The sequence below is a fragment of the uncultured Butyricimonas sp. genome (assembly GCF_959596855.1).
Taxonomy (GTDB): domain Bacteria; phylum Bacteroidota; class Bacteroidia; order Bacteroidales; family Marinifilaceae; genus Butyricimonas; species Butyricimonas muris.
Genome location: NZ_CAUFYA010000041.1, coordinates 22,618 through 48,620, shown reverse-complemented (window position 1 = coordinate 48,620; position 26,003 = coordinate 22,618). Strand labels below are relative to the sequence as shown.

Genomic DNA, 26,003 nt, shown 5'->3' with positions numbered 1-26,003 from the left:
CGTACCAACTCCGTCCGGCATGCCACGCTTCCGTGTCAAACGGCACCAGTTGAATGATCTTTCCCTCCCGCCCGATTACTAGATGTGCTGAAGCGCTTACGTCAGGTCTTGTCAGATAAATTGCCGCGGCTTCACTACCCGTTGCCGCCGTGTAATGTAAAACAATCATATCCGGTCCTACAAGTTTACGCGTGTTCTTCGCACACACCAGATGCCTTACCCCGTTTCCCACCAAACGGTGGTTAACAATTGAAAATGGAGAATTGAAAATTGAAAATGAACTCATAAATCGTAAATCATAAATCAAAAATTAGAAGCGTTTTTTTTCCGTGAAGGCTTGCACGATTTTTTCCCCGCTTCTTCCCACCACGTAGCCGCCTAACCCGATTTCCAGCAAATCCCAAAAGCGGGAGGTGTCGGCGAGCATGGGCAGGCTCGTGAATGTCCCCGCGAGAACAATCAAGGCGAATGTCAACATCACCAACGGACGCCACGATCGTTGCAACCATGTACCCCGGGCTTCTTCTGTCAGCACCGCCGCTTGGGCTTCCATTACCCGCTTTTCCCATTCGATAAAAATCCGCAGCAAATCCGTTTCCAATTGCTTCTTCTCCCTCGCCGGGAGCGTCAGTCGGTCGATCACCCCGCCGACCGCACTGACAACGCCCTTTACTCTTTCCACCATCTCAATTCCGTGACAATACTATTCTTGATCTCTGCCTCGAAGTAAAACTTCTTGTTCCCCACTCTCCGCACGGGAATAGCGAACAACTTCTCGTAACGGCGCAAGGTGTGGGCGGAGATATTCATTGCCTTGCAAACTTCCGCCGCGGTCATCAATCTGTGCGATACGTTTGCTGCCGTTTCTATCGCTAACCTTACCTCCTGCCGGTATTCTTTCAGTTGCCGCAGTAATAACAGGGTTATTTCTTCTCCTTTTTCGATGTTGTTAATCACTCTCTTCATGTTAATTGAAAATTAAAAGTTGAAAATTGAAAATGTAAATCACTGAATCAATAAAATCATAAATCTTAAATTCGAATGTATTGGCTCGCCGAATACGCCTTCCCCTCCTTTTCCTTGAAAAAGCTGTATAAATGGGCTGCCGTACCTTGTTTCCGTGTCAGGCGGAATATTGCCTTCCCGTCCCCTCTCGTTGCGCCGTCCGTATCGATAAACACGGGCGAGAAAGAGCGATTCGCGTACAGCACGACTACCACCAAGCCGTCATTCTCCCGTGCCGAGGGCACATCCATACCCTTCTCCCATGTCAGAGTCACCGTGTCGTCGTCTGCGACCGTGGCTTTCAGGTGGTTCGCTTTTTGCAACAGCCCCACGGACAATTGCAGGCGGGAGAAATCCCCGATCTTGCCGTCCGACCGGAACACCGTCATATTCAGTTTCATGAATGCATTGTAACCGTTTATCCCGGAGCCTCCCGCCGCCACTTTCCATGCCTCTTGTAATATAGTCCCCTTCAGGTGTTGATAAAAACGTACTGCCACCCTCAGGCAGGAACGATTTGCCCGCTGTTTCACCGTGTCCGCGTCAATATAATTTGACGCCGTACTTCTCACCCGGGTTTCGTTGCCTACCCGGTAAAATACCGTGTTTCCAACTTTCCCTCGAATAGATTCTTCCGTCTTTGCCATTCTTCGTCCTTTTTAATTCATTACTACTATTTTTCTTTCCTCTCCGTCCTTTTCTCCCATTGTCCGGGACAAAGATATTGCTTGCCACTACCGTGTTGCAACTCTAATTTAAAAACGACGTTATCTTTTTAAATTCGACGATTTAACGTCGAATTCCGACAAAAAACCGCTCACCCCGTAACTTCTTTCGATATCCCGGGGAAGAAATCGGGCAGAAAAAAATCATTCCCGCGGCACTCCCGGGTCAATGACCTTTCGCCTACGCACCCGAACGTCTTTGAAACGTCTTTGTATCGAAGGTGAAACGTCTTTGATCCCTTATTACACCCTTATCTCATCGAATGCACTTCGGCTCTACACCGGGTATTGTTCCCGGGATTCTGAATATAGTGAAGGGTAAACTTTTCCACGGAATCCCGCCGATAAATATACCCGCGAGGTGTGGTTATTATTTTAGATTATTGATACTATGATTCTGTTTTGCGGGTTTTCCGGGAAATTTCCGAGAAATGTAACGTTCCCTGCAAACGCTTTTGGTAAGCCCTTCCGACGGGGAACCACTCGCTCCCTATTTTCACCGAATTTCCTACCAGCGTGTCGATAAAATGCCAGTTAAGGATAAAACTCTGGTGTACCCGGACGAAACTGCTCTCCGGTAACGACCGTTCGGTTATTGCCAGGCAGTAGGAAACAATTATTTGAGTTCCGTCGGTAAAGTGGAATGTACTGTAACTGCCCGATCCCTGCACGTAAAGTATATCCGCGTACAAGGCTCGCTTGCAATAGCCTTCACCCCAGATAAACACGTGTTCACCCCCGTACCGGGGTTCGTTGGATGATGTTTTTGTTCCTGTTTTTTTATTTTCCATATTATTGATTTTTATGCCTCGTGAAGAACTCACCGGCGGGCAATTTCGTTTATCATGCTTTCAATGAATAACCGTAAAAATCAATATTGCTTATCCGTATCCCGGGGCCTATCTTCTATATGCGTTTTTTTATTTTGGATGAAGTCGGGAAAATTTCCCGAGGTCGAGATTATAATGAGCTTTTCTTCTGTAAGCACGAGGGAGAGCCAAACAGGTCAGGCTCCCCCTCCACACAAACACCGACTATATAACAATTGTTGAAGACCGTTTACTTGATAATCTTTCCTTTTTTCACTTTGTAAGATGTGTTTCCCCGGGCAGAGTTGCCCTTTTCCAAGTCATTCCCGGTTGATAAATATAATTCACCCGTGTACCATGTCGCTTCTATCGGGTTTCCGTTGTTCCCGGGAAAAATGACATCAAGAGGGAGCGGCTGTCTGGATTTCGCTCCCCGGATCGAGATGAGGTAGAGTTTGCCATCCCTGATTTCCCAGTTAGCGGTATACCCCCGTAAACAAGAGGGAATGAACTCATCCCGCAAACGGGAACGTATTCGGGCATAAAGGTTCATATCATATTGGAGAGGGGTATTTTTTAACTTGTAGGTTTTTCCGTTCGCGGAAAGCATGTCGATGAATGCCCAGTTGTCAAAAGAATTAGAACAGACATCCTTGCATCCCTTGCCTTCCCATATCCTCAATTCGCATCCCGGCATGGGATACACTTGACCGCGGAGTTTCACGTAGTCCCATGCAGGTACAAGCAGTACACATTCTTTCAATTCTTGTATGTAGGGATTGGAAAAATCATTTTCTATCCATTGCCCGTCATCATCTCTCACTTGACTGATAGAGGATTTATCCGTTACCACGCGAATGGCAAGACCAAGGCTGTCGATGGAACCGTCAGGGCGGGGAATTACCTGCACTTTAGCAATCACGTATTTATCTGCTAACTCGGGAAACCGATCTCCGTTAAATAGGGTTTCTATTAAAGATACAATGTTGTCCGAAAGGGCTGTCTCCCTTCTTTCATTACGGTATGTCGTTTTAGATGCAACGCATCCATTTTCTACCCGGTATATCCATTGATCTTCGTAATCCGATCGGAATCCCATTCCTGCCTGATATATACACTCCCCACCTGCGACGTCCAACTCCCCGCTATACCACGAGGCAAAAATCTTTCCGTCTTGCAGGTAAGCATCGAATATGTCTTCTATATCCATTAAAACGGTTTTATGATTATCAGAACGTACGGTACTGTAACAATCCACGATTCTATCCAGAAATAACGAGTCATTCTGTAACCGCCACCATGCCACGTAAGGTGGCATATCCCGGATATAGTCACCATCAGGTATGCGTTCATATACTTTGTCATGCAGGATTTGTTTTGCTTTTAAGGGGTTGGAGTACATTTCAAAAGAGTCTTGCCCGATAATCACCATGCTTTGCCCCGAAACTTCTATCGGGGGGATGATGCTAAAATAAGCTAGAAACACAAATAAAATGATCCTCGATTTTTTCATAATTCATAAATTGTTGGTTGATAATAAATTCATCGCATCATCATTCTATAATGATAATGTTCCAAATACCATGTATCCATTTTGTTGGATAACACGCACTCTAGGTGTTTTACCAAATTCTAATCTGTAATGCAAAGGTACAAGCCTGTCTTTATATTTTGCCAACACATAAGGGTCATACTCGTCGTATTTTATTTTATACCCAAAGCTGACAATTATACGACCTCGTCGGGTTTCTGTTTGTTTGTAGTCCAAAATTTCATACTTAACGCTTCGCATGTGTTGTATATAATTTTTAGGTGGGAACGAACCCGGAAAAGGATTATCGTATATCATGCAAGAGATTATAGAATCTCCGCACACTTGAAAATACTCCGGGATATACAAGTTTGTACCCTCTTCCCCGGTAAAAGCCTGAGGTGTTAAATCAATTCTATATTTCCGGCTATCTATTTTTGCACGGACAGCTTCTTCAAGTTCCTTTTTCGACAAGTTTTCATGTAACGATGCACATGACGATAAGCAGATCAATGTACTTATTACCAAAAATAGTAGTAGTAGTTTCATAATATTGGGAATTAGGTATTATTCATTGATAATTCATATCTATTTGGTGAATAGTTGTTTTTATTATTCCATAGGCAATAAATTTAATTAGTTAAACATTACTTTAGTGTACAAAATGAGCAAATTGAATTTTGTTTATTAACTATTCATTTTCAATATACTCTACTTTGTTTACTTGTTGTTCAATACGCTCGATACTCCTGAAGCTATGTATATTAATATATACTAATATAGCCAGCACTGTCAATATTATGGATATTATTAAAAAAACGACCTTTCTTTTGATTAATGCATTAAGGATGAAAATTATACCTATAAGCATCAGTATCGTTGTAATAAAATGTGATGGACTGAGAACAATTAATAAAGCACCCGCCAAAAAGACAACACTACCAAAAATTAATTTAAATTTCTTGTTCATAATCTTGATTTTTAGAGGTTGTTTAGAGTTATAAAACAGTGATTTAATATATTGCTTGTCATTGTGTCGGTTGAATACTATTTATCCAACCAATACAATGACAAGTATATACTCTAGTACTAATCCTTCTTCTTTTTCAGCATTTCCTCAATCTTTTTCTCGAGTTCTCTGCCGCGGAGGTTTTTAGCCACGATGCGGTTTTCCTCGTCGAGGATAAAGGTGCAGGGGATGCCTTTCACGCAGTATTCGGCGGCGATTTCGGAATGTCGTCCTTTCAAGTCGGACACGTTTTTCCAATTACAGCCGTCCTGACCAATTGCGGCTAACCAAGCGTGTTTGTTGTCGTCGATTGAAACACTGATGATTTCCAGTCCTTTCGGGCGGAAGCGTTTGTAGATTTTTATCAGGTTCACATTCTCCCGTCGGCAGGGACCGCACCAAGATGCCCAGAAGTCGATGACTTTTACTTTTGCCTTTGTTTCGTACAAAGAAAGTACGCCGCCATCGGATAGCGGGGCACTGAAATTGGGCGCAACAGCTCCTATCGCTATTTTTTGGATCTTTGCCAGTTCGGTAGCGATTTGTTTGCCGTAAATGGTTGCTTTTGCCTTTTCTCCCAGTATATCGTAGCGTTCTGCCAGTTTCGTTTCGTCAAGAGTTTGAGGCAATTTGGCTGCCACGACGTAGGCTGCCACGTACGTGTCGTTGTATTTTTTTAGTAATGCCAATTCTTCTGCCTCTACTTGTGTGATTATTTTTTTGAAATCCTGTTGCAGTTTTTGTGCTTGCGCCGGATTTGACCGGGCTTGTGCTTGTAGCTGTTGTTCGCTTTGTGCCAGATACTTGTCCAGATCGTTGAATTCTTTCCATATATTCTGGGCTTCACCGCTACTTTCCACGAGCAGTTCGTTGGTGCCCATGGTAATCGTGTAAACTGCGTTCTCCAACATCATGGCTGCCAATATAGTGTTTTTCTTGACCGGCATCAAGTAGACCAGTGTCGTTTCCGGCATCCGGCCTGTAAACTCGAAAGCTCCGTTCGTGATCACGGCCTCGCCGATATCGATCATTCCGTTTTCCGTGTTGGCAACCAACAGTAATTTTCCGTTGACGGAGTTGTCTAACCGTCCCTCGATTTTGTAACTATCTCCTTGTGCCACAGCTAATATGACACAACTGAATAACATGCATACGGTAAATAAAAACTTTTTCATCTTCTCGTTCGTTTTTAAAAGTCTCCCGTGTTGATTCGGATTGATTTTCACGGGAGATTTTTAGTTAAAATGGATAACTTGATTATTCTTGTTCCCGTTGTCTCGGGACTTTTAGTGCCGGTTCCTTTGCAGTTTTCGGGTTTGCCTTGTCGATTACCAAGCCGTCCACGATCATTCCGGCAGGATAGATCATAGAGGCGGGATAGTACTCCGGCAGGTAATTCATTATTTCTTCTTTTGACGATATCGCCGTGATTTTCTGCAATTTTGTCAAGTCGGGCATGCGGAATCCGGTGGTACGGACACGGGTTTCTTTCCCGTCCTTGAGATCAACGCGGTAGACCACGAGTGCCGATCCGGCAATTCCTCTCACGATGTAGGCACACGATTGTCCGGCTTCTTTTGCCGCTTTGATGAGTATCTTCTTCATTTTTTCGTGGGAAGTGCCTTTCTCCACCTGCACGTGAATCGTTCCGGTTCCCGTTGTAACAGTCGGGCTTTGCGGTGATAGTATAAAGCGGGAACTGCCTGTTGTTTCCGGGGCTTTCTGTGTCGGGATGCGTCCGTTCAGCATCTTTTTGAATACTCCTTTCTCGACCAGAGTCATTTCTGTTTCCGGGGTAACACCGTCGCCGTCTATCTCGTAATGCCCGTACAACGGTGTACCGTTGTATTCTTTCATCGCCGTGTAATTTTTGACTGTCAGACGGCTATCCATGATCTTGCTCCCGAACTGGTCTTCCAGTCCTCCCCGGGACGGACCAAGTGAACGGGCGGCGATCAATCCGCCGCGGTACAAGAGATTGTTTGCCAGAATCGTTGCCACGGCTCCTCCCTCGAACATGATCGGTCCGTTGTAGTACTCTGCCACCGGGGGCGCAGCTTTCAATTGCATCAATCCTTCGGCAAAGGCTTTCACCCGTTCTTTTAACTCCTCGACGGAGGGGAGTTCTGCCGGACTCAGTAACGAGAGCGAGAAAGAATCTCCCACGGTTGAACCGTCGTCAGCACGGGCCTCTGCGGAAACCGACACGGTCACGTGCCCGCCGGGTTCTTTTAATTGCACACCTTCCGTGGTCAGCCGGTAAAGGTCTATTTCTGTTCCGCTGATTGCCACGCTGGAGTTATAAATATCCTTGTACTCTTTGAATACAGCCGAGGCTTCGGTTACAAGCTGTTCCAAGGCGGCTTGATTGATCTCGAATTTTGTTTCCCGTTCTTGTATGCGGGTAACCGCGGGTAATTGTTGCATTTCCGCCAAGGCAGATTCCTCGGGTGACCGGGGATTTTGTTGCAAGTAATTCGCTTTCTGTGCCATCATTCCTAGCGAGTACTTGTACATCATATCTGATGCTTCCCAGAACCCGCGGCGGATGATGTCGTAATCCACTTCCGAGGGTAATTGCGTGGGGGCAATTTGTTCCGAGTATTGTACGTCGCTGTTATGTTGGTAATCCCCGAGCATCACTTGCGTACCTCCGTTCATTTGCCACGGTGAAACATTCGAGAACATGATGCCTCCTAATGAACCGGCTACCGAGAAGCGACGGTAACGTGCCACTGTGTACGAGATATAGTAAGGTTTCGGGCCGTTTGGTAAAATCAGTGCTGCGTTATTGCGCTCCAGCTCGGAACGCATTGCCGCGAAAATCGTTTCGTCCGTGTTACCGGTAACTTTATTTTCCGGTTTCGGTGAAGGTAAAACCGGGGCTATATCACGTGCTTGTGCCCGGCGTTGTGTTTCTATCTGGCTCACGAATATCGTGGGAGAGGTTGCTGTCACGGGTACCCAGCCTGACTCTGCCCCGCAAACGCCCGTGAACACGCTCGGTTTGTTGCCGGCAGCCGTGATGTTCGAGAACATGGACAGGGGAGTCCCGATCATGTCCACGCCTCGCACCAGTTGATCCGGGCGACCATCCACGAATACCCTATACACTTCTAAGGGAGTCACGTTGAACGAGTTCAGGCTTCCTCCCTCACCCGTGTACGTGAAACCACTTGTTACGGTGCGGAAATAATAACCGTATTCTTTTCCTTGCTTTTTGGCTTCTTCCACTAGCATGGCACGCAATTCGTCTTCCGTGTAGGGACGATTGGTTTCGATGATTAAATTAGATTGTCTGGAAACAGGATCGCCTCCCCCGGAGGTACGCCCGTGACCGTTGCTCACCGGAAAACCGTCTAACGGTACTCGGCTCATGAGGAATTCTTTCAGCACACCGTTCACCACGTTATCTACCCGGCGAGCTTTCACGCCTTCATCATCGTACACGTAATGACCGTACAAATCCGTGTCGGCATAACGCTTTTGTAAGGGGTCACAATACACTTGAAAATCAGTGGGCAATACCTGTTCTCCAACCATTTTTTTGAAGGTCTGACCGCCCGATTTCAAACGGTGACCTTCCAAACGGTGACCGAAAATCTCGTGAAAGAACACGCCGCTCGCGGGGCCCGAGAGAATGGCGGGTCCCGTGTACGGGTCGGCTACCGGTGCGTCACGCAGTGCCAGCAAGCGTTTGATCATATCTTGTGCGTCGGCGACCATCCGGTCGTTATCCGGCAACTCGTCCGGCGTGTAGGCAAAATAATCCATGTTCAATGGTAATTCCATCCCATCAGCTGCTTTCAGTGATGCCATTAACATTACCCGAGTGGATACCCGGTTCTGCACGACCACGCTTCCTTCGCTGTTCACGAAATAGGTGCGTAATACTTGGAAACTAAAGCTGGCAGAGCCTTGACGCAATTCGGGACAAGTCTTGAACACGGCGGAAACCTCGTCCATTCGTTGCTCCCAAGCCCGTTTAATATCCATTTTTTGTCTTCCTGCAGCCACGGGCGCTTCGTAGTAATGTTCCACGGGCGCTTCAGAGAAACACGGTGCTTTGTCTTCGTCCTCCACGCTTACCGTGGCGCGAGTCTTTGCCTGATCATACATGGTACGGGCATACTCGTAACGTTGCAGAGTTTCCCGCCAGATCGCTTCCCGGATGGCATCCGAAGCGTTATCATCCAAGGGTAAAATTACGCCCTGTGCTCCTTGTGCGTTAGGTCCGGCAAATCCTCCCTGCATATTATACTTGAAATTATCCAGTTCCGGGCTTCCCAAACGGATTTGCGGTACTAGAGTGCGTGTGCGGTTTGCATTGGCGGTAGTTACAGCCCCGAACGAGCTTACCACCGTTATGGTATAGTCGTCCATCGCCCGCATGTTCATGTAATAGGGGATATTTTCCTGTTTCTTTAACTCCTCCATGTTGTATTTCAATTCCTGCTTCATCAGTTGCAAGAGTTTATCCTCTTGCTCCTGACTGAATACACCGGAGAAGCTCAATAGCAGAATCCCGCTAAAAAAGAGTCTGGTTAAATGACTTATTTTTAACATACTTTTTGGTTGTGTTTGAATAACGACCGCCGGAGCGGTCGTTATTATGATATCTTATTTATAAATAAGAATGTCTCCTAAATTAACTTTACAACTTCCTTGGCTGTCAGCTTTATCGCGTAAATTGAACTTGATATAGCGTACTTGGCGTGTTCCCTCGTGAACGGGCATCAATGTAACCTCACCTGAAGCCTCTCCTAGGTCGTTGGCTTCAAAGAATGTCAGATTTTCCCATATTGCCCCGTCAATAGAAGTTTGTATGGAAATAACCGAAGGAACAAAATTGGAGGTAGCCGTGTTCCATGCATAATACATGGGTTGTGTCACTTTAACCCCGCGAATTTCGGTCAGTTCTTTAAATTCCATCAGCATTTCATAATTGCGCAGTGAGTTAGTGGCGGTCGTTACCCATACGGTTTGAGGATTGTCGTCCAAAAGATTATCCAATTCAGCGTAAAGATCTGTCGGGATACAGGAGATTATATTTCCATCATTGAACGGCTTGAAGGCTTCTTTGTCAATAATATCCAGTTCGGGTAATTGGGGATATCCTTTGTATGTCATATATGGGAGGTCGTCCCCGCCGAAGTAGTGTGCTAGAAAACCCTCGTGTCCGTAATATTCAATCTCTAATCCTAACAATTCGTTGGCTTTATCCAATACTTGTATACTTTTTTCCATAGATCCCATTAATTGGCTTTGGCTTTGTTCCGAATTGGCGTCCTGTTTGAAATAACGATTTTTGCCTAATACAAGTTTTTTTAGGTTCGGACAATAGAGTATATCTTCAAAAGTTTCTATGTTATAATCGATTTCCAATTCTTCGACTTCATTAATAAATTTCTCGAACTGTTCCTCGTTTTCTTTTGTGTCTATCGAGTAGCCGTAGCGTCGTTGAATGGCATACGCGAACCCTGCACTAAAAGTTTTTTTATGGTTTAGAACAATTGGCTCGAATTCTATTATATCCGGGCAATCCTCTACTTTCCCTTTCCGTAAAACGTAAATCGAATCCGCGGGATCTGTGCTCACGTCCATGATTGAGATGAGAGAGCCATAACTTGTTTTTTTGTCAAAACCGTATTCTTTGATTTCCTTTTGCGTATTCTTGTATTGAATTATTATTGTATCGATATTCTCGTTCCACTGATCGGAAAAGAAAACAATACTATTATCTAGAAAGTAAGTCTTTAAGACCCCTCTCGAGAACGCGAGCATTACTTCGTGATCTCGTGTATAGGGACGGGCGTAAGTTGTTTCTTTCAAAGATTCGTTTCCTTCTTTGTCTACCGCACAGATATCAAAACGGTAATTCCCGTCTGTCAAATTCTTCAGTTCGAAAGAAGTGGTTTCTTTAGGAAGCGAAACCGAATCTTTGCGGTCTTCACACGACCACACTATTTTGATATTTTCTATAGTTGCATCCGTACCGTTTACCCACTCTACTACTAATCGTTCCCATCCGGGTATGGCATGAACATCTGTACATTTTGCCACGTAGTGGATATTTCCGTCCCCGGAATAATCACTGTACGTGTCTTCCAGACTTTCGCTGCATCCGACAAACAATGCCGCCGCTGCAAATAAGTTTAATATGTATTTTCTTTTTCTCATGGTTTAGTTCTTTTTCACGAAAATTTCCAATTCATGTAACGTAAAATAAGCGTTCCTATTTGTATTGGTTGAGGATTGCCTTTTTCTGAATGTATCATGTACCATTATCTTTAAATAACGGTAAGTGTTGTTCAGGGCCGGGAATGAAATATCCACATAGTAGGGATCCATTTTGTCAAGTTCATCTACAGTTTTTGGAGCATACATTAGTTCTAATGATTTATACGTCCATTTGTCTTTTTCAGTCGAGGCGTAGGGATCTTGGTTTAAACGTCCCAAATATTCCCATCCGGCGTCCTCCGGATCAGAGGAATTTTTATTACCGTAGACGGTTACTTGGCAGGGCAGTTTATCCTCGTAACAACCATTCCAAACCAACCCTAATTCCTGATTACCTCCTGCCGGTGTATTGGCATACATGGGACATAGGGCATACATACGAATCCATGCCGGTGTTTTTTGCTCTCGCAGGTCGAGTATAACGGGTTTGTCGAGAGCGTAAGGTCCTGCCAAGTAGGTAGCAAATACTTCCGTGGACGGTTGTGTTACCGGATTTTGATGAGCGGAGGCAAGGAAGCGTTCTCTTCCTCTTAGTTCACCGTCAAACAGGTATTGCACGCCTGTTTTTGCTTTTGAATTTTCTACACTGGGACCACTTATGAAATCCGATGCGGTCATTTTCCATTGTTCCGAAAGGAATGCATCAATATCGGGATAGATTTCCTGTCTTACCCGAAAACCTTGAAAATCCTCAGTACGAATAATAATTGTGTTTTTCGGTCTTTCTTGTTGCACTTTGAAAACTAAAGTATCTCCACCCCGGCTGATTGGGAAGCTATTTACAAGAATAGTATCCGGTTCGTTAGTTAAAGGATTGGTACCTAGATAAAAAACGTGAGCCATTCCGGTTACGACCGAAGGACTTTTGTAGATGACTTGAAAACCGTTCCATGCAGAAGCTACTTGTATGTCGTTGAAAAAAGCCCAAGGTGCACTGTCTAGTGTTTTGAATTGATATTCACGGGATTCGGACTCCTCGTAGCTTCTATTCACGAAAGAAATATTGGCGGTAACCTCATGTGCTTGCGTGAAACCGTCCAGTAGCAGTGAATCACCACTGTAACCGCAGGTTTTCAATACCTTTTGTCCTTGAGAGTTCGTGTAGCGAACATTCATGGCAAAAATATCCCTATTGTCAGGTAGAGTGTAATGCATCATTGCTCCTCCTGCCACGGGAGTAAACTTGACTTCCAGACCTTCCGGCGATACATTAAAGGATTTATCGTCGTCATTACAGGAATAAAGGCTGAATATCAGTAATAATAACCATATTGAATTTTTCATGATTCTATTTTTTAAGTAATAAATCTACAATCTAAAATTCATTTACCATCCCGGATTCTGAACCATTCCCGAGATTAATATTTCTTCAGCGTTGAACGGATCAAAGTAATCTCGCGGAGCCACGAATTTATTCTTACTCCACACCACGATAGGTCCCTCTTCGTTGTTATAAAATGTTTGGGCTGATGTACCGAGGATATTCCAACCATATTGTTTTTCGTTCATAACTTGTTGGGCTTTTAACCATCGACGGATGTTCCAATACCGGTGTCCCTCGAAAGCGAATTCGATATTATATTCCTGATGAATAATATCCCGCATCCCTACTTTTGAATCCACCTTTGCGGGGTTGTTGGAATAGGTGCGCCATGCTTCCCGTACCGGTAATATGCCAGCCCGCTCCCGTACTTTATCCAGTGGGTCGTACACACGGTTGTCCGGTTGCTCCAAATACTCGTTCCAGGCTTCGGCTTGCATCAAATAAACTTCTGCAAGACGGATAATGGGTGCCGATTCGTTTTGAAGTCCGCTCGCGTAATTTTGGGTAGGAAGCCACGAGAAAAGATGTTTTTTCAACCAGTAACCATTGATATTTTGCCAGTCATTACTAACAAGAAAGTCTGCTTGAGTACCCCAAGGTTCTTCGTCTTTGTGAGCCTCAACAAGTAAGTTAAAGTCTACATTCCCCGTGTTTGTACCGCGTTGCCAATACATCCGGTCGCCCGCGATGCAGGCATAAAAACGAGGTTCTCTTGCCAGATGAAGATTTACTATTGAGCTATTCAATGCAACAACATCCTCGTAAGCCCTGCTGCTTTCGAATCCTAATTTGTAACGGTTGCTGTAATTCCAAGTCATATCGGATTCGATAGGTAGCCCGTTCACGGTATAATACATCTCGACCATCTTCATCGAGGGGGAGAGGCAACCCATTGCGGATGACTCGTAATTTACCGGATCGCCTATTAATCGAGGTAAAATATACATATAGAATTGATCCGGGTATTTCCACTCCAGTAAAAATTCTTGGTTATTAAAACGGGAATACACGCTGGCTTCAATGTCGGACATCGTGTTTAACAGTTTTGTTTTTTTGGAAGTCTGTCCCGAGTACAAACTTCTCCCTCCTTCGGCACAAATTTCGGCAGCCTTGTCTGCAGCTTCTGCTGCCAGTAGCCATTTATTCCGGTCGTAAGTTGCACTGAAAAGCGGTTCGCCATTTTTGTTTTTGAAATCAGAATAGAATGCATTCCCGTTAAACAGCGGGGAAGCGGCGTAAAGCAATACTTTGGCTTTTAGGGCGTATAATGCTTCAAGACAGAACGTGTGCCCGTAGACTTCTGACCGTTGATTATACGTGGGAATATGGTCTTTCGCTTCGTCCAATAGTCTGATAACTTCTTTAAAACAAGTATCCACGGGTTGGCGAGGTAATTGATAGTGTTTCACGTCCAAATCCACCGGCATATTTTGGGGGACCAGACAGATAGGACCGTAGTGGCGTATCAATTCGAAATAGATAAAAGCTTTTAACACCTTTGTATCTGCCTGCCACCATTCACGATCCTCTTCACTGATGTTGTATGTTTTATCGATGTTTTCAAGAAGAATATTACACCTGCGGATAACAATGTACATTTGGTTCCATATTGTACCGTAAGGGTCTTGTGACATTTGTTGACCATTGGCTACTTTCAAGCCATCGAGAGCAAGATGTGGAGCTGCATTGTATAAAGCCTGACAGGTAACGAATTCATCGGCTCCCGTGTAGGCATTGTTGGTCTTGAAACTTGCAAATAAGATGTTTAAGTCACTATAAAGTGCTTTCCACCACTGTTCTACCTTCGTTTTCTGTTCAAAGATAGACTCTATGGTTTCGATGTCTTTCTCGGGTACCATATCCAAGTAATTGCACCCGGAAAGTAGGAGAATAGTACATAATATTGATAATAAATATTTTTTCATCATCACGTGTATTTAAATTAGAAACTAATATTCAATCCGACCGACCAAGTACGCTGTATCGGATAATTAAAACCGTCTTCTCCTAATTCCACGTCCCAAACTTTAAAGTTCGAGATCAGGAAGGGATTGTTAACACGGGTGTAAAATTTGATACTTTGCATCTTTAGTTTGGTTAATAAGTTTTGCGGTAAATTATAAGCCAATTCGATAGAGGTACAACGCAAGAAACTGCATTCTCGCATGAAATAAGTGGATCTACGTTGCTCGGCACCGGTTCCCGAATTTTCCTGCGGATTGTGAATCTCTATGGATTGAGTGGAAAGACGCGGCCAGAAAGGACGTGCTTTCATGTTATTTTCGCTCCAGTGGTCGTCGTAAATAGCTTTCAACATAGCCCTGTTCTCTACGAATGGACTGATCGCCATCGGGTTCATAAAGAACGCTCGTTTGCCTGAACCTTGGAAAGAGAAACTGAACTCGAAATTTTTGAAGTTAAAGAAGCCGCTGAAACCGTAAATGACACGGGGAGTCGTCGGGAAACCGATATAGGTGGCGTCATTCACGTCAATTACTCCATCGTTATTCAAATCCCGATAACGGATATCTCCCGGCATGACATCGCCGCCTTGGCGCGGAGAGTTGTCGATTTCTGCTTGATCGCGGAACAGACCTTCAGCAATGTAACCTATTTGCTGGGATAATTCCTGTCCTTTTTTACGTTGCCATTCCGGTTTGTCGGTAGCTTCTTCTATATCTTTGTAAATGGCTTTACTGTAAGTGAATGTCCCGTTCAGAATCATCCAGAAGTCCGGAGTGAAGGCGTGTTGAATCTTGCCGGAAAGATCTATACCCCGGGAGCGTGCGTTACCCACGTTACCGATCTGTAGTTTTTCCAACCCTGTTGTCGCGGGCATGGTGTAACGGTAGTCGAGAATATTGTGGCGTATTTCTTGGTAGAAATCGGCATTGATCTCTACGATACCTCCGAACAATTTGGTTTCTATACCAAGATTCATTTGTTCGGCGATTTCCCACGTGATTTTATCGTTGGGATAAGATGATATTTCATAGGTTTGTAGATTGTTTCCGTTGGGTGAAGGATCTGCCGCTTGCGTAGGTGTTAGCAATGGCAAATGAGTGAAATGCGGCTCGTTGATTACTCCGTCATTTCCTACTTTACCCCAAGAGAATCGAAATTTCAGGAAAGAGAGCCAATGAGCCGTGTGGTTGGCTAGAAAACTCTCTTTAGAGGCAATCCATGCCACTCCTGCCGCCGGAAAGAACCCGAATCGGTGTTTATCGGCGAAACGCTCGGAACCGTTGTAGCCGAAACTGGCTTCCGCGAAGTATTTATCCCGGAACCCGTAGGTGCCACGCATAGAGAATCCCATGTTCCGGCGGGGAATGCCATTCAGCACGGATGAGACCGATGAGGTGGTCGTTTCTTGTGCGTTGAATACGGCTGTTAAACTGGTCTGATGTTCGCCCCAAGCTGCCACGTGTAGTCCCCGTACCTCGTAACTCATTTGGGTGTTTTCAGAACTACCTGTATTATTTTGATTTTGCTTGTCCACTTGCAATGTTCTGGATGCCTCATCCGGGTTTATTGCAGTTAATGTGTGTACACCGGTTTCAAAATCATAGTTTTTTAATATGTAACGGTAAGGTTCGGTTTGGTAACCGGTGGAATAGTATCCCGTGTAGTTTACCGAGACAGATGCTCGTAGTTCCAATCCCTTGAGGATAGGGGATAAGTTGTGAATATACTCTGCCCGTGCCACGGCTGCATAACGTCGACGATCTTTATATCCCTTGTGAAGTTCCATGTAAGGATTCTTTGTGTCTTTGTTAAGGGAACCAAAGCGAAGATGTGGCCATCCGTATGTTTCATCACCCGGATACATCGCCGCATAATCCACCGGAGAAGCGTTGAAAGCCATATAGTAAGCTTGGCTAACATCGGCTAAGGGACCGTGATACTTGTCAAGGTTTGCAGAAGAATTGATGTTCAGGCGGATACCTGCGCTCAGATCGATATTCAGATTCGTGCGGAAAGAGAATGTATTGTTTTCGATATTACATTTGAACTGATTCAAACGTTCTGTTTTCAACATACCCTCATCTCTGACATAATTCACTGAAGCGTAGTATTGTACTAAACGGGAACCTCCCCGGAGATTCAATCCGGCGCGATGGTTGATAGAGTAATCATTGAACATGATATTGTACCAGTCATTGGCAGGATACACGTAAGAAGGGTAAAGGGGAGAACCGGTACGCTCGATACGGGTTACGCTGTACTGTGGCGTAGCTGACGGGTTACGTGCCAGTAATGCTTGATTGTACATCTTCATGTAGTTGATCGGATTAACCACTTCGATTTCCCTCGTTGGTATACTTGCTACCGCTTCGTACCGAACGGACGTGTAAACACTACCTTCCTGTCCTTTTTTGGTGGTTACAAGGATTACCCCGTTTGCCCCGCGAGCACCGTACATGGCAGTAGCTGATGCATCTTTCATCACGCTGAACGTTTCGATATCTTCCGGAACCATACGGGAAAGATCCAGTTTGGAAGATTCCACCCCATCGATCAAGATCAAGGGATCAATGTTGGCTTTACTTTGGAAAGAGGTGATACCCCGGATGTAGAATTTGGTATTCATTTCATCTTCCGTCAGAGCCCCGGGAAGCCCTCCGGTCTGCCAGCCGACGATACCGGCAATCTTTCCGGTAAATTGGGATGTCAAATCGCTGCTTGAAGATTTTAAGGTTCTTGCATCCACGGTGGTGATGGCTGATACCACGCTTTCCTTTTTCTGTTCACCGAAAGCCACGACAGTAACCTCTTCGATGTTTTCGGCTGTGGGATTCAGACGGACGTTTACTTTTGTTTTCCCTTTGAGTTCCACGACTTCAGTTTTGTAACCGATGTACGAGATTCGTAAAACATCGTTCGGGCGCACGCTGATCGTGTAGCGTCCGTCCGCATCCGTGACAACTCCTTGGGTTGTTCCTTGAATAATTACAGTGGCTCCGGGGAGGGTATTCCCCTTTTCGTCCACGATTTTTCCGGTAACGGAGATCATTTCTACTTCCGGTTTCGTTTTTTCCCGGATAGAAATCAAACTTTGTTGTACCGTGTATTCTAATCCCAGTTTGGGAAGAATCTCATCCAACAATTGTTTGACCTCTTTGTTTTCAGCTTTTGCGGAGATCTTACCTTTAGATTTTACCAATTCGCTGTTGTAGAAAAAGTCATAATCTGTTTGCTTTTTCAACTCGGCAATGATCTCGTTCAAGGTGACATCTTTCAGGTCAAGAGTTACCTTTGTCCTTTGTTGGGCTTGCGCACTAGCTGGAATGGTTGTGTACACGCCTAGAAATAAGATTACGAGAAAATTTTTAAAGATTAACATCTTTCGCCATGAATTCCAACTCCTTGGTAATGCATAGTCTCGCTTTTTTTTCATAGATTTGTGAATTAATAATTTAACATTTATACATCCGTTTCTTGCAAGGATTCCGGTTGTATGGGTGAATAATGACAGGTTGAGGATTGATCAGGTCTTCAGCCTGTATTTCTTTATTTCTTTTGAATGATGATCCGTTCGTTCGCGACAATGAATCTGATGTCGCGCGTGTATTCCAACATCTTGAACAAGGGTAAGAGATCGTCATACCGCTTTAATCGTCCGCTGAATTTTATTTCCTTTAAATTCGAATCGGCAAATTCGATGTTCACGTTGTACCAACGGGTGAAGATTTGCATTAACTCTCCTAACGGCATATCTTCAAACTCGTAGTAACCGTCTTTCCATGAGGTGTATTGTCGTGTATTCACGGGGAAATAGTCTGCTTTTCGGGTTTCTTTGTTGTAAGCGACCTGCATTCCCGGTTTCATGACAAAATTGTTATCGCCGCATCGTGTTTCAACCCGCCCCTCTACCAACGTTGTTTTCACCCATGCTCCTTCCGGGTAGGCGTTCACGTTGAAAGCGGTTCCCAATACACGTACGGCGACCTCTCCCGTGTGTACAACAAACGGGTGGCAGGAATCGGTTGTCACTTCGAAATAGGCCTCTCCGATTAAATATACTTCTCTTGTTCCCCCGATGAATTGGTCGGGGTAGCGCAGTGAACTCCCCGCGTTGAGGTATATCTTTGTTCCGTCCGGGAGAACCAGATTATATTCCGCTCCCAACGGGACGTTCATCGTGTAGTATTCTGCTTCTCTGACTTCCGATTCGTTGGACTTGACAATCAAGGTTTGTTTGTCGGTACGCATCTCTTTATTGCTATCGGACACGATAACGGTATTTGTTTTTTGGCTGAGAAGACGTTTTTTCCCGTCGGGCATAATCAGTTCTGCCGTCGGGCGATGGAGGGATAAACCGGAAATGTAGGTTTGATTGATGCCGGCTTCTTTGCCGGGTGTATTTTCTTGTTGGAAGATGAGGAAGAAACCGACCAGCAAGATGATTCCGGCAACGCAAGACGACCAATAGATGAATTGGCGTTTTCTTCTCGCTTGACGGATTCGTTTTTCTACTTTAGTAAAAGCGACGGCTTCTTTCTGGTGTTTGTCCAGAATCTTTTTTTGATGTTCCAGTTTTTGAATGATCTTTTCGACCTTCTCGTTTCGGACAGTAGCGTGTTTCCATTCTTCCAACAATTGCTTTTCCTCCTTCGTAAGTGGTTCTTTGTTTAGGATTTTCGCTAATATGTCATCTATGTTTTCCTTCATAATTTGCTGTTGTTTTCTTATATATTTTCAAAACGGCAAAAAAGGGTGATATGAATTTAAAGTTTTTCTGTTAAAAGAAGTAAAATTGATAAGAAGTGTTCTTCTTGAAGGTTTTCACGCAAAAATTTGAGGGCGGTTTTCATCTGAGTTTTCACCGTGTTGATGCTTGTTCCCAATTCGTCGGCAATTTCCTGATACGATTTATCATTCAGGCAAGCCATCAAGAATACCTTCCGGCATTTATCGGGAAGACGGTCTATCGTGTTGTAAAGTAGTTCGATTTCCTCCTGATGTTCCTCCCCGGTCATATCCTCGTACGTGTCGTTTTCCTTGAAAAAGGAGGAGTGTGCGTCAAACCTCTTCTTGTATTCTTTCAAAAATAAGAATGCTTGGTTTTTGACCATTTTAAAGATAAATCGGTCTAAATCACCCGTGAAAGAATGAAGTCTTTTGTTGTTCCACAAGCTGAAGAAGCAATCCTGTACGATATCCTCCGCTGCCTCAAGATCGTTTAAAATATGATAACAGTATAGTAAAAGATTGTCATAATACCTTTCAAAAAGAAGGCGGAACGCACCGCTTTCGTCTTTTGTGATTAAATCTAATATGTTATCGCGTGGATTCATTCGTTTTTTTTACTTTCACAAATGTAGTGAACTCCAAGTTTGATGCAAATTATTTGGTGGAAATTAAGTAATTTTATGCAATGTGGTCGGGATGTCAAATGATTGGCAGAAGGAGAAATGGTATGGGATTTTTGTACCCTTTCTCCCGAAATGTGACAAATTATTCGAGAAAATACCCCCGAAATGTGACAAAAAGAAATAAAAATAGCCCCCGAAATGTGACAATCGTATGGAAATTAGTATATTTGTCCTATGGTAGAAAGAATCATAATTGGGGAATTACGGGCGTGGAAAACTAAGATATCAAGGAAACCCTTGATTCTTCGTGGAGCTAGGCAAGTCGGGAAAACGACGGCAGTGAATTTATTTGCCCGAGATTTTAAACAATATATTTATTTGAATCTCGAAACGGCCCGGGATCGCAATCTGTTTATTCAATATCCCTCTATTGATACGTTAATCCAAGCTATCTTTTTCGAAAAAGAAAAACTTTTGGAGGAAAAAGATACTCTTATATTTATAGATGAGATTCAAGAAGTTCCGGAAGCGTTGAGTATGTTGCGATATTTTTATGAGCAATATCCGCAATATTGTGTTGTCGCGGCAGGTTCTTTGCTTGAATCTTTGTTTGATACAAAAATTAGTTTTCCTGTTGGGCGCGTAGAATTCAAGGTGGTCCGTCCTTTTTCGTTTCAAGAGTTTTTATTAGCCATGGATGAGGGCAATGCTTTGAAGCAATATCATAAAATCCCCATGGATACTTTTGCTCACGACAAATTGCTATCGTTATTTCACTTGTATACGCTAATCGGGGGAATGCCGGAAATAGTATTATCGTATGCTGGCAGTAAGGATATTGTTGCCTTGACTTCCGTGTTTGATTCTTTGATAGGTACTTATTTGGATGATGTTGAGAAATACACGTCAACCGCGGGGCAAACTCAAATTATGCATCACGCTATCAGATCCGTGTTTATGGAAGCGGGGAATCGGATAAAATTCAATGGTTTTGGTAATTCCGCGTATGGTTCACGAGAAATGGGAGAGGCATTGCGAACAATCGAGAAAGCGATGTTGATTCATTTGATTTATCCCACCACGCAGACCGGTGAACCTTTTATGCCGGATATGAAGAAAAGTCCCCGTCTTCAGGTACTCGACACGGGAATGTTAAATTATATGGCTCATCTTCAAAAAGAGGTTTTTGGTACCAATGATTTGAACAATGTGTATAAAGGGCATATTGCAGAACATATTGTGTGCCAAGAGTTATTGGCTCATCAGGTATCATTGCTCCATAAACCTCTTTTTTGGGTAAGTGAAAAGAAAGATTCTGTGGCAGAAATAGACTTTTTAGCCTATTTAGACGGTAGAGTGATTCCGATTGAGGTGAAGTCTGGAGCAACCGGACGATTGCGTTCACTTCACTTGTTTATGGATGCTTACCGGGGTAATGTTGCCGTTCGCTTATACGCGGGTGAGATTAGAAAGGATATATTGACAACTTCAAGCGGGAAAAATTATACCTTATTAAGTTTGCCTTATTATTTGACGGGGAAAATCGGAGAATATTTGAGAGAATTTGCTTTATAAGCCGTCGTTTTTTTGATGTGTAACTTAGCCCTTAGAGAACCCGAATTCACAAAAATAAAGAGGGTAATTCACCGAGAATTACCCTCTTCTTGTTTGTAGTGTTACTTCTTATTTTTTAGCCAAGTCAATCAAAATTTCAAGGACTTGGATAGCACTCTTCGATACCTTGGTACCGGGACCGAATACGGCGATAGCACCCGCGTCGAACAGGAATTGATAGTCTTGGTGAGGAATTACACCACCCACGTAAACGAGGATGTCTTCACGTCCCAATTTCTTCAATTCGGCGATAACGGCAGGTACAAGCGTTTTGTGTCCGGCTGCCAATGAAGATACCCCGACAACATGCACGTCGTTCTCAACGGCTTGTTTAGCGGTTTCTTCCGGGGTTTGGAACAACGGTCCCATGTCCACGTCGAACCCGAGGTCAGCGTAACCCGTTGCGACAACTTTAGCACCGCGGTCGTGTCCGTCCTGACCCATTTTGGCAATCATGATACGCGGACGACGTCCGGTCATTTCAGAGAATTGGTCTGCCAATTCTTTAGCCTTCCGGAAGTCTTCGTCTTCCTTGGCAACACTTGAATATACTCCGCTCACGGTTCTGATAACTGCTTTATAACGTCCGGCAACTTTTTCACATGCATCCGAGATTTCTCCCAAAGATGCTCTCTTCTTGGCTGCGTCAACGGCTAATTCAAGCAAGTTGCCTTCGCCTGTTTCAGCACATTTGGTGATTGCTGCCAACGCGGCGTCAACCTCTGCTTGGTTACGGTTAGCTTTCAACTCGTGCAAACGACGGATTTGTGCTTCGCGTACGGCAGTGTTGTCCACCTCGAGGATATCGATCGGGTCTTCTTTTTCCAAACGGTATTTGTTCGTACCCACGATGGTTTGTGCACCACTGTCGATACGGGCTTGCGTGCGAGCGGCAGCCTCTTCGATACGAAGTTTCGGGATACCGGACTCGATAGCTGCAGCCATACCACCCAATTTTTCTACTTCTTGGATATGTCCCCATGCTTTCTCTACCAGTTCTTGGGTCAGGCTCTCCACGTAGTAAGAACCTCCCCACGGGTCGATAGATTTACAAACGGTGGTTTCATCCTGTATATAGATCTGAGTGTTACGTGCGATACGTGCGGAGAAGTCGGTCGGAAGTGCGATAGCCTCATCCAATGCGTTGGTATGCAACGATTGCGTGTGTCCCAAAGCGGCACCCATAGCCTCGATACAAGTACGTCCCACGTTGTTGAACGGGTCTTGCTCGGTCAGTGACCAACCGGAAGTCTGGCTGTGTGTACGCAATGCCAGAGATTTCGGGTTTTTCGGGTTGAATTGTTTCACGATCTTTGCCCACAACAAACGTCCGGCTCTCATCTTGGCGATCTCCATGAAGTGGTTCATGCCGATAGCCCAGAAGAACGACAAACGGGGAGCGAAAGCGTCGATATCCATTCCGGCGTTTACCCCGGCACGCAAATATTCCAAACCGTCAGCCAAGGTGTATGCCAACTCGATATCGGCAGTAGCACCTGCTTCTTGCATGTGGTAACCGGAGATAGAGATAGAGTTGAATTTCGGCATATTCTTGGAAGTGTACTCGAAAATGTCGGCGATAATCTTCATGGAGAATTTCGGCGGGTAGATATAAGTGTTACGCACCATAAATTCTTTCAAGATATCGTTTTGGATGGTTCCTGACAATTGGTCGAGTGTTGCCCCTTGTTCCAATCCGGCAACAATGTAGAATGCCAAAATAGGAAGTACGGCACCGTTCATCGTCATGGAAACGGACATTTTATCCAATGGAATCTGGTCGAACAGGATTTTCATATCCATGATTGAATCCACTGCCACACCGGCTTTACCCACGTCACCGATTACACGCGGGTGATCGGAGTCGTATCCGCGGTGAGTCGCCAAGTCGAATGCCACGGACAAACCTTTCTGTCCGGCAGCCAAGTTGCGGCGATAGAACGCGTTGGACTCTTCAGCGGTAGAGAATCCGGCGTATTGACGGATTGTCCACGGGCGCATCGGGTACATTCCGGAGTACGGACCGCGTAAATACGGGGGAATACCGGCAACATAGTCCAGATGTTCCATGCCTTTTAAATCTTCGGCCGTGTACACGGGTTTTACCGGTATCAGCTCGGGTGTCAACCAATTTTTTTCTATGTGATTAGCCTTTTCCCACTCGGCAGCGGCGGTCATGGCTTTCTCTGTTGACTTGATATCTATATCTTTGAAATTTGGTTTCATCTTTCAATTTTTGATTTATAATTTACGATTTACGATTCTTGATTTTTCAATCTAAAATCTAAAATCTGAAATCTAAAATTATTTAATTCCCAATAGTTGTTGGTATGCTTTCAAGTCTTCCAGCACGTTGCATTTCACGTGAACATAGTGCTTGATACCAACCTCTTCCAATTGAGGTCTGCTCTCCGGGTTACCGGCAACCACGATGATTGCCTTGTCTTTCAACGCGGCGTAAACTTCCGGGGCAATCGTTGCGTACTCGTCGTCAGAGCTACAAATTACCACGATGTCTGCCTTGTTATCGATACATGCTTTAGCACCTTCTTCAACTGTCTTGAACCCGTTGTTGTCCATTACTTGGAATCCGGCACAAGCGAAGAAGTTGCAAGCGAATTGAGCTCTGGCTTTACGCATAGCCAAATTTCCCATCGGCAACATGTAAACCACTGGACGGTGTCCGTTCTCTTTCGCGAACATGTCGGTTCTCAAGCGCATAGCCTCGAACGCTTGTGTTCCACGGTAGGGTTTCAATGTTTCTACCACTGCATCCGGTGCGGTTTCGTCTTCCGGTTCTAGGATGCAAGCACAAAGTTCACGGTCAATCTTTTCGTTGAAGTTCGGGAATTGGTTCGTACCCAAGAAGTTTTCTTTCCGGTTAGCGATATCCTGATCTCTTTTCTGCGCGGTAGCTTTCACGGCTGCCTGAACGAACCCGTTCTCGATTGCTTTTACCATTCCGCCTTGTTCCTGTACTTGAAGGAATAATTTCCAAGCAGCCTCGGCAATGAATTGGGTCAATTCTTCGATGTAGTATGAACCACCTGCCGGGTCAACGATCTTATCGAAATGAGATTCTTCTTTCAACAATAATTGTTGGTTACGAGCCACGCGTTCTCCCAATTCGGAAGGATGGCATTCGTAGATATAGTCGTACGGGTGAACCGTGAACGAGTCAACACCGCCAAGTGTCGCGGACATGGTTTCCGTTTGTGTGCGGAGCATGTTCACGTTCGGGTCGTAAACCGTCTTGTTCCATTCTGATGTTTCAGCGTGGATATTCATCTTGCACACGCAGTCGCAGCAAGGATTGTAAGCCTTCACGATCTTTGCCCACAAGTAACGGGCTGCTCTCAGTTTGGCTATTTCCATGAAATATTTTGAACCGGTAGCGAAGTGGAAACGCACGCGGGGAGCGACGTCCTTCACGTCCATTCCGGCGTCAGTCAAATTGTTTAAGTATTCTACTCCGGCAGCCAGACTGAACCCGAGTTCTTGCACGATGGAAGCTCCCGAGTTATTGAACACGTATCCACCCACTTCAATGGTCTTGAAGTTTTTCAGGGCAGCGGTACTTTCGGTAGCGGCTTTTACAACGTCAAACGGTTTGGCGTCGCAGAATTTACCTTGCAAAAGGAGTTTGCTGATCGGGTCGATGTTGATTCCACCTTTAATTTTCTCCGGATCAATACCTTTTTCGATAACATATTCCTTGAACAGATTCAAGATAGCTACCTTGTTGCAGCAAGCCACGAAATTGATTTCGATGCATTCCAGACAAATGTCTTTTAAAAGAGCGGCCATGTCGGCTTTCGTGAAATTCTTGCAATTGGAAAGCACGAAACCGAGAGAGTCAACACCTTTGTTCAAAATATCCAACGCTTTCTTGTTTGCCTCGGCAACATCCTCTACCATGATGTCTTGGCGTACAAACCACGCGTTGTTGTCTTTTTTATTACCTCTCACGAAAGGATATTCTCCCGGGAAGCATGCTAAATTCTTGAGGTCTTTCATGTCTTCCAACCGGTACATCGGCTGCACGTTGAAACCCTCGTTTGTTCTCCAAACCAGCTTTTTATCGAAGTCAGCCCCTTTTAGGTCTGCAATGACTTTGTCCTTCCACTCCTGTGTCGTGTTGGGTGCAAATTCATTGAAAAGCTTTTCGTTTACATTCTCTGCCATAATAGATTTTTATGTATTTATTCTGTAACTGTTTGTTATTAAAAACGAAAGGCAAAATTAGGCGTTTTTGTATAAATAAAAAAGAAATTCTTCTTTATTTCTACCCCTTGATTGGATTATAAGTCTTTTTAAGAGTTAGGAAGAGGTTATTTATTTTAGATTTAATGATTTAGGATTTAAGATTGAGTCTGACAGGAGGTTTCGGGCGAGTTTCGGTTGTATCAGGCTGGCATGTTATTTCCCCG

Annotated in this window: 19 protein-coding genes; 1 reads left to right on the top strand and 18 read right to left on the bottom strand. The window is 44.5% G+C overall.

The features are described from left to right. The 16 genes from Q5866_RS15935 to Q5866_RS15860 all read right to left on the bottom strand — a co-directional run. A partial coding sequence (locus tag Q5866_RS15935; RefSeq protein WP_303181277.1) for an N-acetylmuramoyl-L-alanine amidase occupies positions 1–286 on the bottom strand: 286 nt, incomplete at its 3' end. 24 nt (positions 287–310) lie between these two features. Further along, on the bottom strand, positions 311–685 hold the full coding sequence (locus Q5866_RS15930) for a 3TM-type holin (protein WP_303181275.1): 375 nt from the start codon (positions 683–685) through the stop codon (positions 311–313). Next, positions 670–966 (bottom strand): MerR family transcriptional regulator, encoded by a 297-nt coding sequence (locus Q5866_RS15925; RefSeq protein ID WP_303181273.1) that lies wholly within the window; start codon positions 964–966, stop codon positions 670–672. The genes Q5866_RS15930 and Q5866_RS15925 overlap by 16 nt, the downstream gene beginning before the upstream one ends. A gap of 65 nt (positions 967–1,031) precedes the next feature. After that, positions 1,032–1,652 (bottom strand): DUF6266 family protein, encoded by a 621-nt coding sequence (locus Q5866_RS15920; RefSeq protein ID WP_303181272.1) that lies wholly within the window; start codon positions 1,650–1,652, stop codon positions 1,032–1,034. A gap of 467 nt (positions 1,653–2,119) precedes the next feature. Next, on the bottom strand, positions 2,120–2,521 hold the full coding sequence (locus Q5866_RS15915; RefSeq protein WP_186976070.1) for a LytTR family DNA-binding domain-containing protein: 402 nt from the start codon (positions 2,519–2,521) through the stop codon (positions 2,120–2,122). A gap of 268 nt (positions 2,522–2,789) precedes the next feature. After that, a complete protein-coding gene (locus tag Q5866_RS15910; RefSeq protein ID WP_303181271.1) occupies positions 2,790–4,052 on the bottom strand; it encodes a hypothetical protein in 1,263 nt (420 codons plus the stop codon). Between the two features lie 45 nt (positions 4,053–4,097). Then, a complete protein-coding gene (locus tag Q5866_RS15905) occupies positions 4,098–4,619 on the bottom strand; it encodes a hypothetical protein (protein WP_303181270.1) in 522 nt (173 codons plus the stop codon). 142 nt (positions 4,620–4,761) lie between these two features. Further along, positions 4,762–5,040, bottom strand: coding sequence for a hypothetical protein (locus Q5866_RS15900; protein WP_186976066.1), 279 nt, complete (start codon positions 5,038–5,040; stop codon positions 4,762–4,764). A 119-nt stretch (positions 5,041–5,159) separates the two neighbouring features. After that, on the bottom strand, positions 5,160–6,254 hold the full coding sequence (locus tag Q5866_RS15895) for a TlpA disulfide reductase family protein (protein WP_303181268.1): 1,095 nt from the start codon (positions 6,252–6,254) through the stop codon (positions 5,160–5,162). Between the two features lie 82 nt (positions 6,255–6,336). Further along, a complete protein-coding gene (locus Q5866_RS15890) occupies positions 6,337–9,645 on the bottom strand; it encodes a metallopeptidase TldD-related protein (protein ID WP_227216526.1) in 3,309 nt (1,102 codons plus the stop codon). A 54-nt stretch (positions 9,646–9,699) separates the two neighbouring features. Next, entirely contained in the window at positions 9,700–11,259 is a 1,560-nt protein-coding gene (locus tag Q5866_RS15885; protein WP_227216528.1) for a DUF4998 domain-containing protein, read from the bottom strand. A 3-nt stretch (positions 11,260–11,262) separates the two neighbouring features. Then, positions 11,263–12,603 carry a DUF4959 domain-containing protein gene (locus tag Q5866_RS15880; RefSeq protein WP_303181267.1) on the bottom strand — a complete coding sequence of 447 codons (1,341 nt, stop codon included), beginning with the start codon at positions 12,601–12,603 and terminating at the stop codon, positions 11,263–11,265. 42 nt (positions 12,604–12,645) lie between these two features. Continuing rightward, the gene (locus Q5866_RS15875; protein WP_303181265.1) at positions 12,646–14,571 is read right to left on the bottom strand and encodes a RagB/SusD family nutrient uptake outer membrane protein; all 1,926 of its coding nucleotides are present in this window, start codon (positions 14,569–14,571) and stop codon (positions 12,646–12,648) included. Positions 14,572–14,585: 14 nt separating this feature from the next. Further along, positions 14,586–18,041, bottom strand: a complete 3,456-nt coding sequence (locus Q5866_RS15870) for a TonB-dependent receptor (protein ID WP_303181264.1) — start codon at positions 18,039–18,041, stop codon at positions 14,586–14,588. 113 nt (positions 18,042–18,154) lie between these two features. Further along, positions 18,155–19,315 (bottom strand): FecR family protein, encoded by a 1,161-nt coding sequence (locus tag Q5866_RS15865; RefSeq protein ID WP_303181262.1) that lies wholly within the window; start codon positions 19,313–19,315, stop codon positions 18,155–18,157. 56 nt (positions 19,316–19,371) lie between these two features. After that, entirely contained in the window at positions 19,372–19,941 is a 570-nt protein-coding gene (locus Q5866_RS15860) for an RNA polymerase sigma-70 factor (RefSeq protein WP_186976058.1), read from the bottom strand. 252 nt (positions 19,942–20,193) lie between these two features. On the opposite strand from Q5866_RS15860, the gene Q5866_RS15855 reads away from it, so the two are divergent. Then, complete coding sequence (locus tag Q5866_RS15855; RefSeq protein ID WP_303181260.1) at positions 20,194–21,534, top strand: ATP-binding protein; 1,341 nt, start codon at positions 20,194–20,196, stop codon at positions 21,532–21,534. Positions 21,535–21,642: 108 nt separating this feature from the next. Here the strand turns inward: Q5866_RS15855 and scpA are convergent, their stop codons facing one another. Together scpA and Q5866_RS15845 are read right to left on the bottom strand one after the other, a co-directional pair. Continuing rightward, on the bottom strand, positions 21,643–23,799 hold the full coding sequence (scpA, locus tag Q5866_RS15850; protein ID WP_227216539.1) for a methylmalonyl-CoA mutase: 2,157 nt from the start codon (positions 23,797–23,799) through the stop codon (positions 21,643–21,645). 78 nt (positions 23,800–23,877) lie between these two features. Next, the gene (locus Q5866_RS15845; protein WP_303181259.1) at positions 23,878–25,758 is read right to left on the bottom strand and encodes a methylmalonyl-CoA mutase family protein; all 1,881 of its coding nucleotides are present in this window, start codon (positions 25,756–25,758) and stop codon (positions 23,878–23,880) included. Positions 25,759–26,003 lie beyond the last annotated feature (245 nt).

What these genes read in the sequence shown, in the direction of transcription:
- Q5866_RS15930 (WP_303181275.1), bottom strand. Translation starts at nt 685, where the DNA reads ATGGTGGAAAGAGTAAAGGGCGTTGTCAGTGCGGTCGGCGGGGTGATC.
- Q5866_RS15925 (WP_303181273.1), bottom strand. Translation starts at nt 966, where the DNA reads ATGAAGAGAGTGATTAACAACATCGAAAAAGGAGAAGAAATAACCCTG.
- Q5866_RS15920 (WP_303181272.1), bottom strand. Translation starts at nt 1,652, where the DNA reads ATGGCAAAGACGGAAGAATCTATTCGAGGGAAAGTTGGAAACACGGTA.
- Q5866_RS15915 (WP_186976070.1), bottom strand. Translation starts at nt 2,521, where the DNA reads ATGGAAAATAAAAAAACAGGAACAAAAACATCATCCAACGAACCCCGG.
- Q5866_RS15910 (WP_303181271.1), bottom strand. Translation starts at nt 4,052, where the DNA reads ATGAAAAAATCGAGGATCATTTTATTTGTGTTTCTAGCTTATTTTAGC.
- Q5866_RS15905 (WP_303181270.1), bottom strand. Translation starts at nt 4,619, where the DNA reads ATGAAACTACTACTACTATTTTTGGTAATAAGTACATTGATCTGCTTA.
- Q5866_RS15900 (WP_186976066.1), bottom strand. Translation starts at nt 5,040, where the DNA reads ATGAACAAGAAATTTAAATTAATTTTTGGTAGTGTTGTCTTTTTGGCG.
- Q5866_RS15895 (WP_303181268.1), bottom strand. Translation starts at nt 6,254, where the DNA reads ATGAAAAAGTTTTTATTTACCGTATGCATGTTATTCAGTTGTGTCATA.
- Q5866_RS15890 (WP_227216526.1), bottom strand. Translation starts at nt 9,645, where the DNA reads ATGTTAAAAATAAGTCATTTAACCAGACTCTTTTTTAGCGGGATTCTG.
- Q5866_RS15885 (WP_227216528.1), bottom strand. Translation starts at nt 11,259, where the DNA reads ATGAGAAAAAGAAAATACATATTAAACTTATTTGCAGCGGCGGCATTG.
- Q5866_RS15880 (WP_303181267.1), bottom strand. Translation starts at nt 12,603, where the DNA reads ATGAAAAATTCAATATGGTTATTATTACTGATATTCAGCCTTTATTCC.
- Q5866_RS15875 (WP_303181265.1), bottom strand. Translation starts at nt 14,571, where the DNA reads ATGATGAAAAAATATTTATTATCAATATTATGTACTATTCTCCTACTT.
- Q5866_RS15870 (WP_303181264.1), bottom strand. Translation starts at nt 18,041, where the DNA reads ATGAAAAAAAAGCGAGACTATGCATTACCAAGGAGTTGGAATTCATGG.
- Q5866_RS15865 (WP_303181262.1), bottom strand. Translation starts at nt 19,315, where the DNA reads ATGAAGGAAAACATAGATGACATATTAGCGAAAATCCTAAACAAAGAA.
- Q5866_RS15860 (WP_186976058.1), bottom strand. Translation starts at nt 19,941, where the DNA reads ATGAATCCACGCGATAACATATTAGATTTAATCACAAAAGACGAAAGC.
- Q5866_RS15855 (WP_303181260.1), top strand. Translation starts at nt 20,194, where the DNA reads ATGGTAGAAAGAATCATAATTGGGGAATTACGGGCGTGGAAAACTAAG.
- scpA (WP_227216539.1), bottom strand. Translation starts at nt 23,799, where the DNA reads ATGAAACCAAATTTCAAAGATATAGATATCAAGTCAACAGAGAAAGCC.
- Q5866_RS15845 (WP_303181259.1), bottom strand. Translation starts at nt 25,758, where the DNA reads ATGGCAGAGAATGTAAACGAAAAGCTTTTCAATGAATTTGCACCCAAC.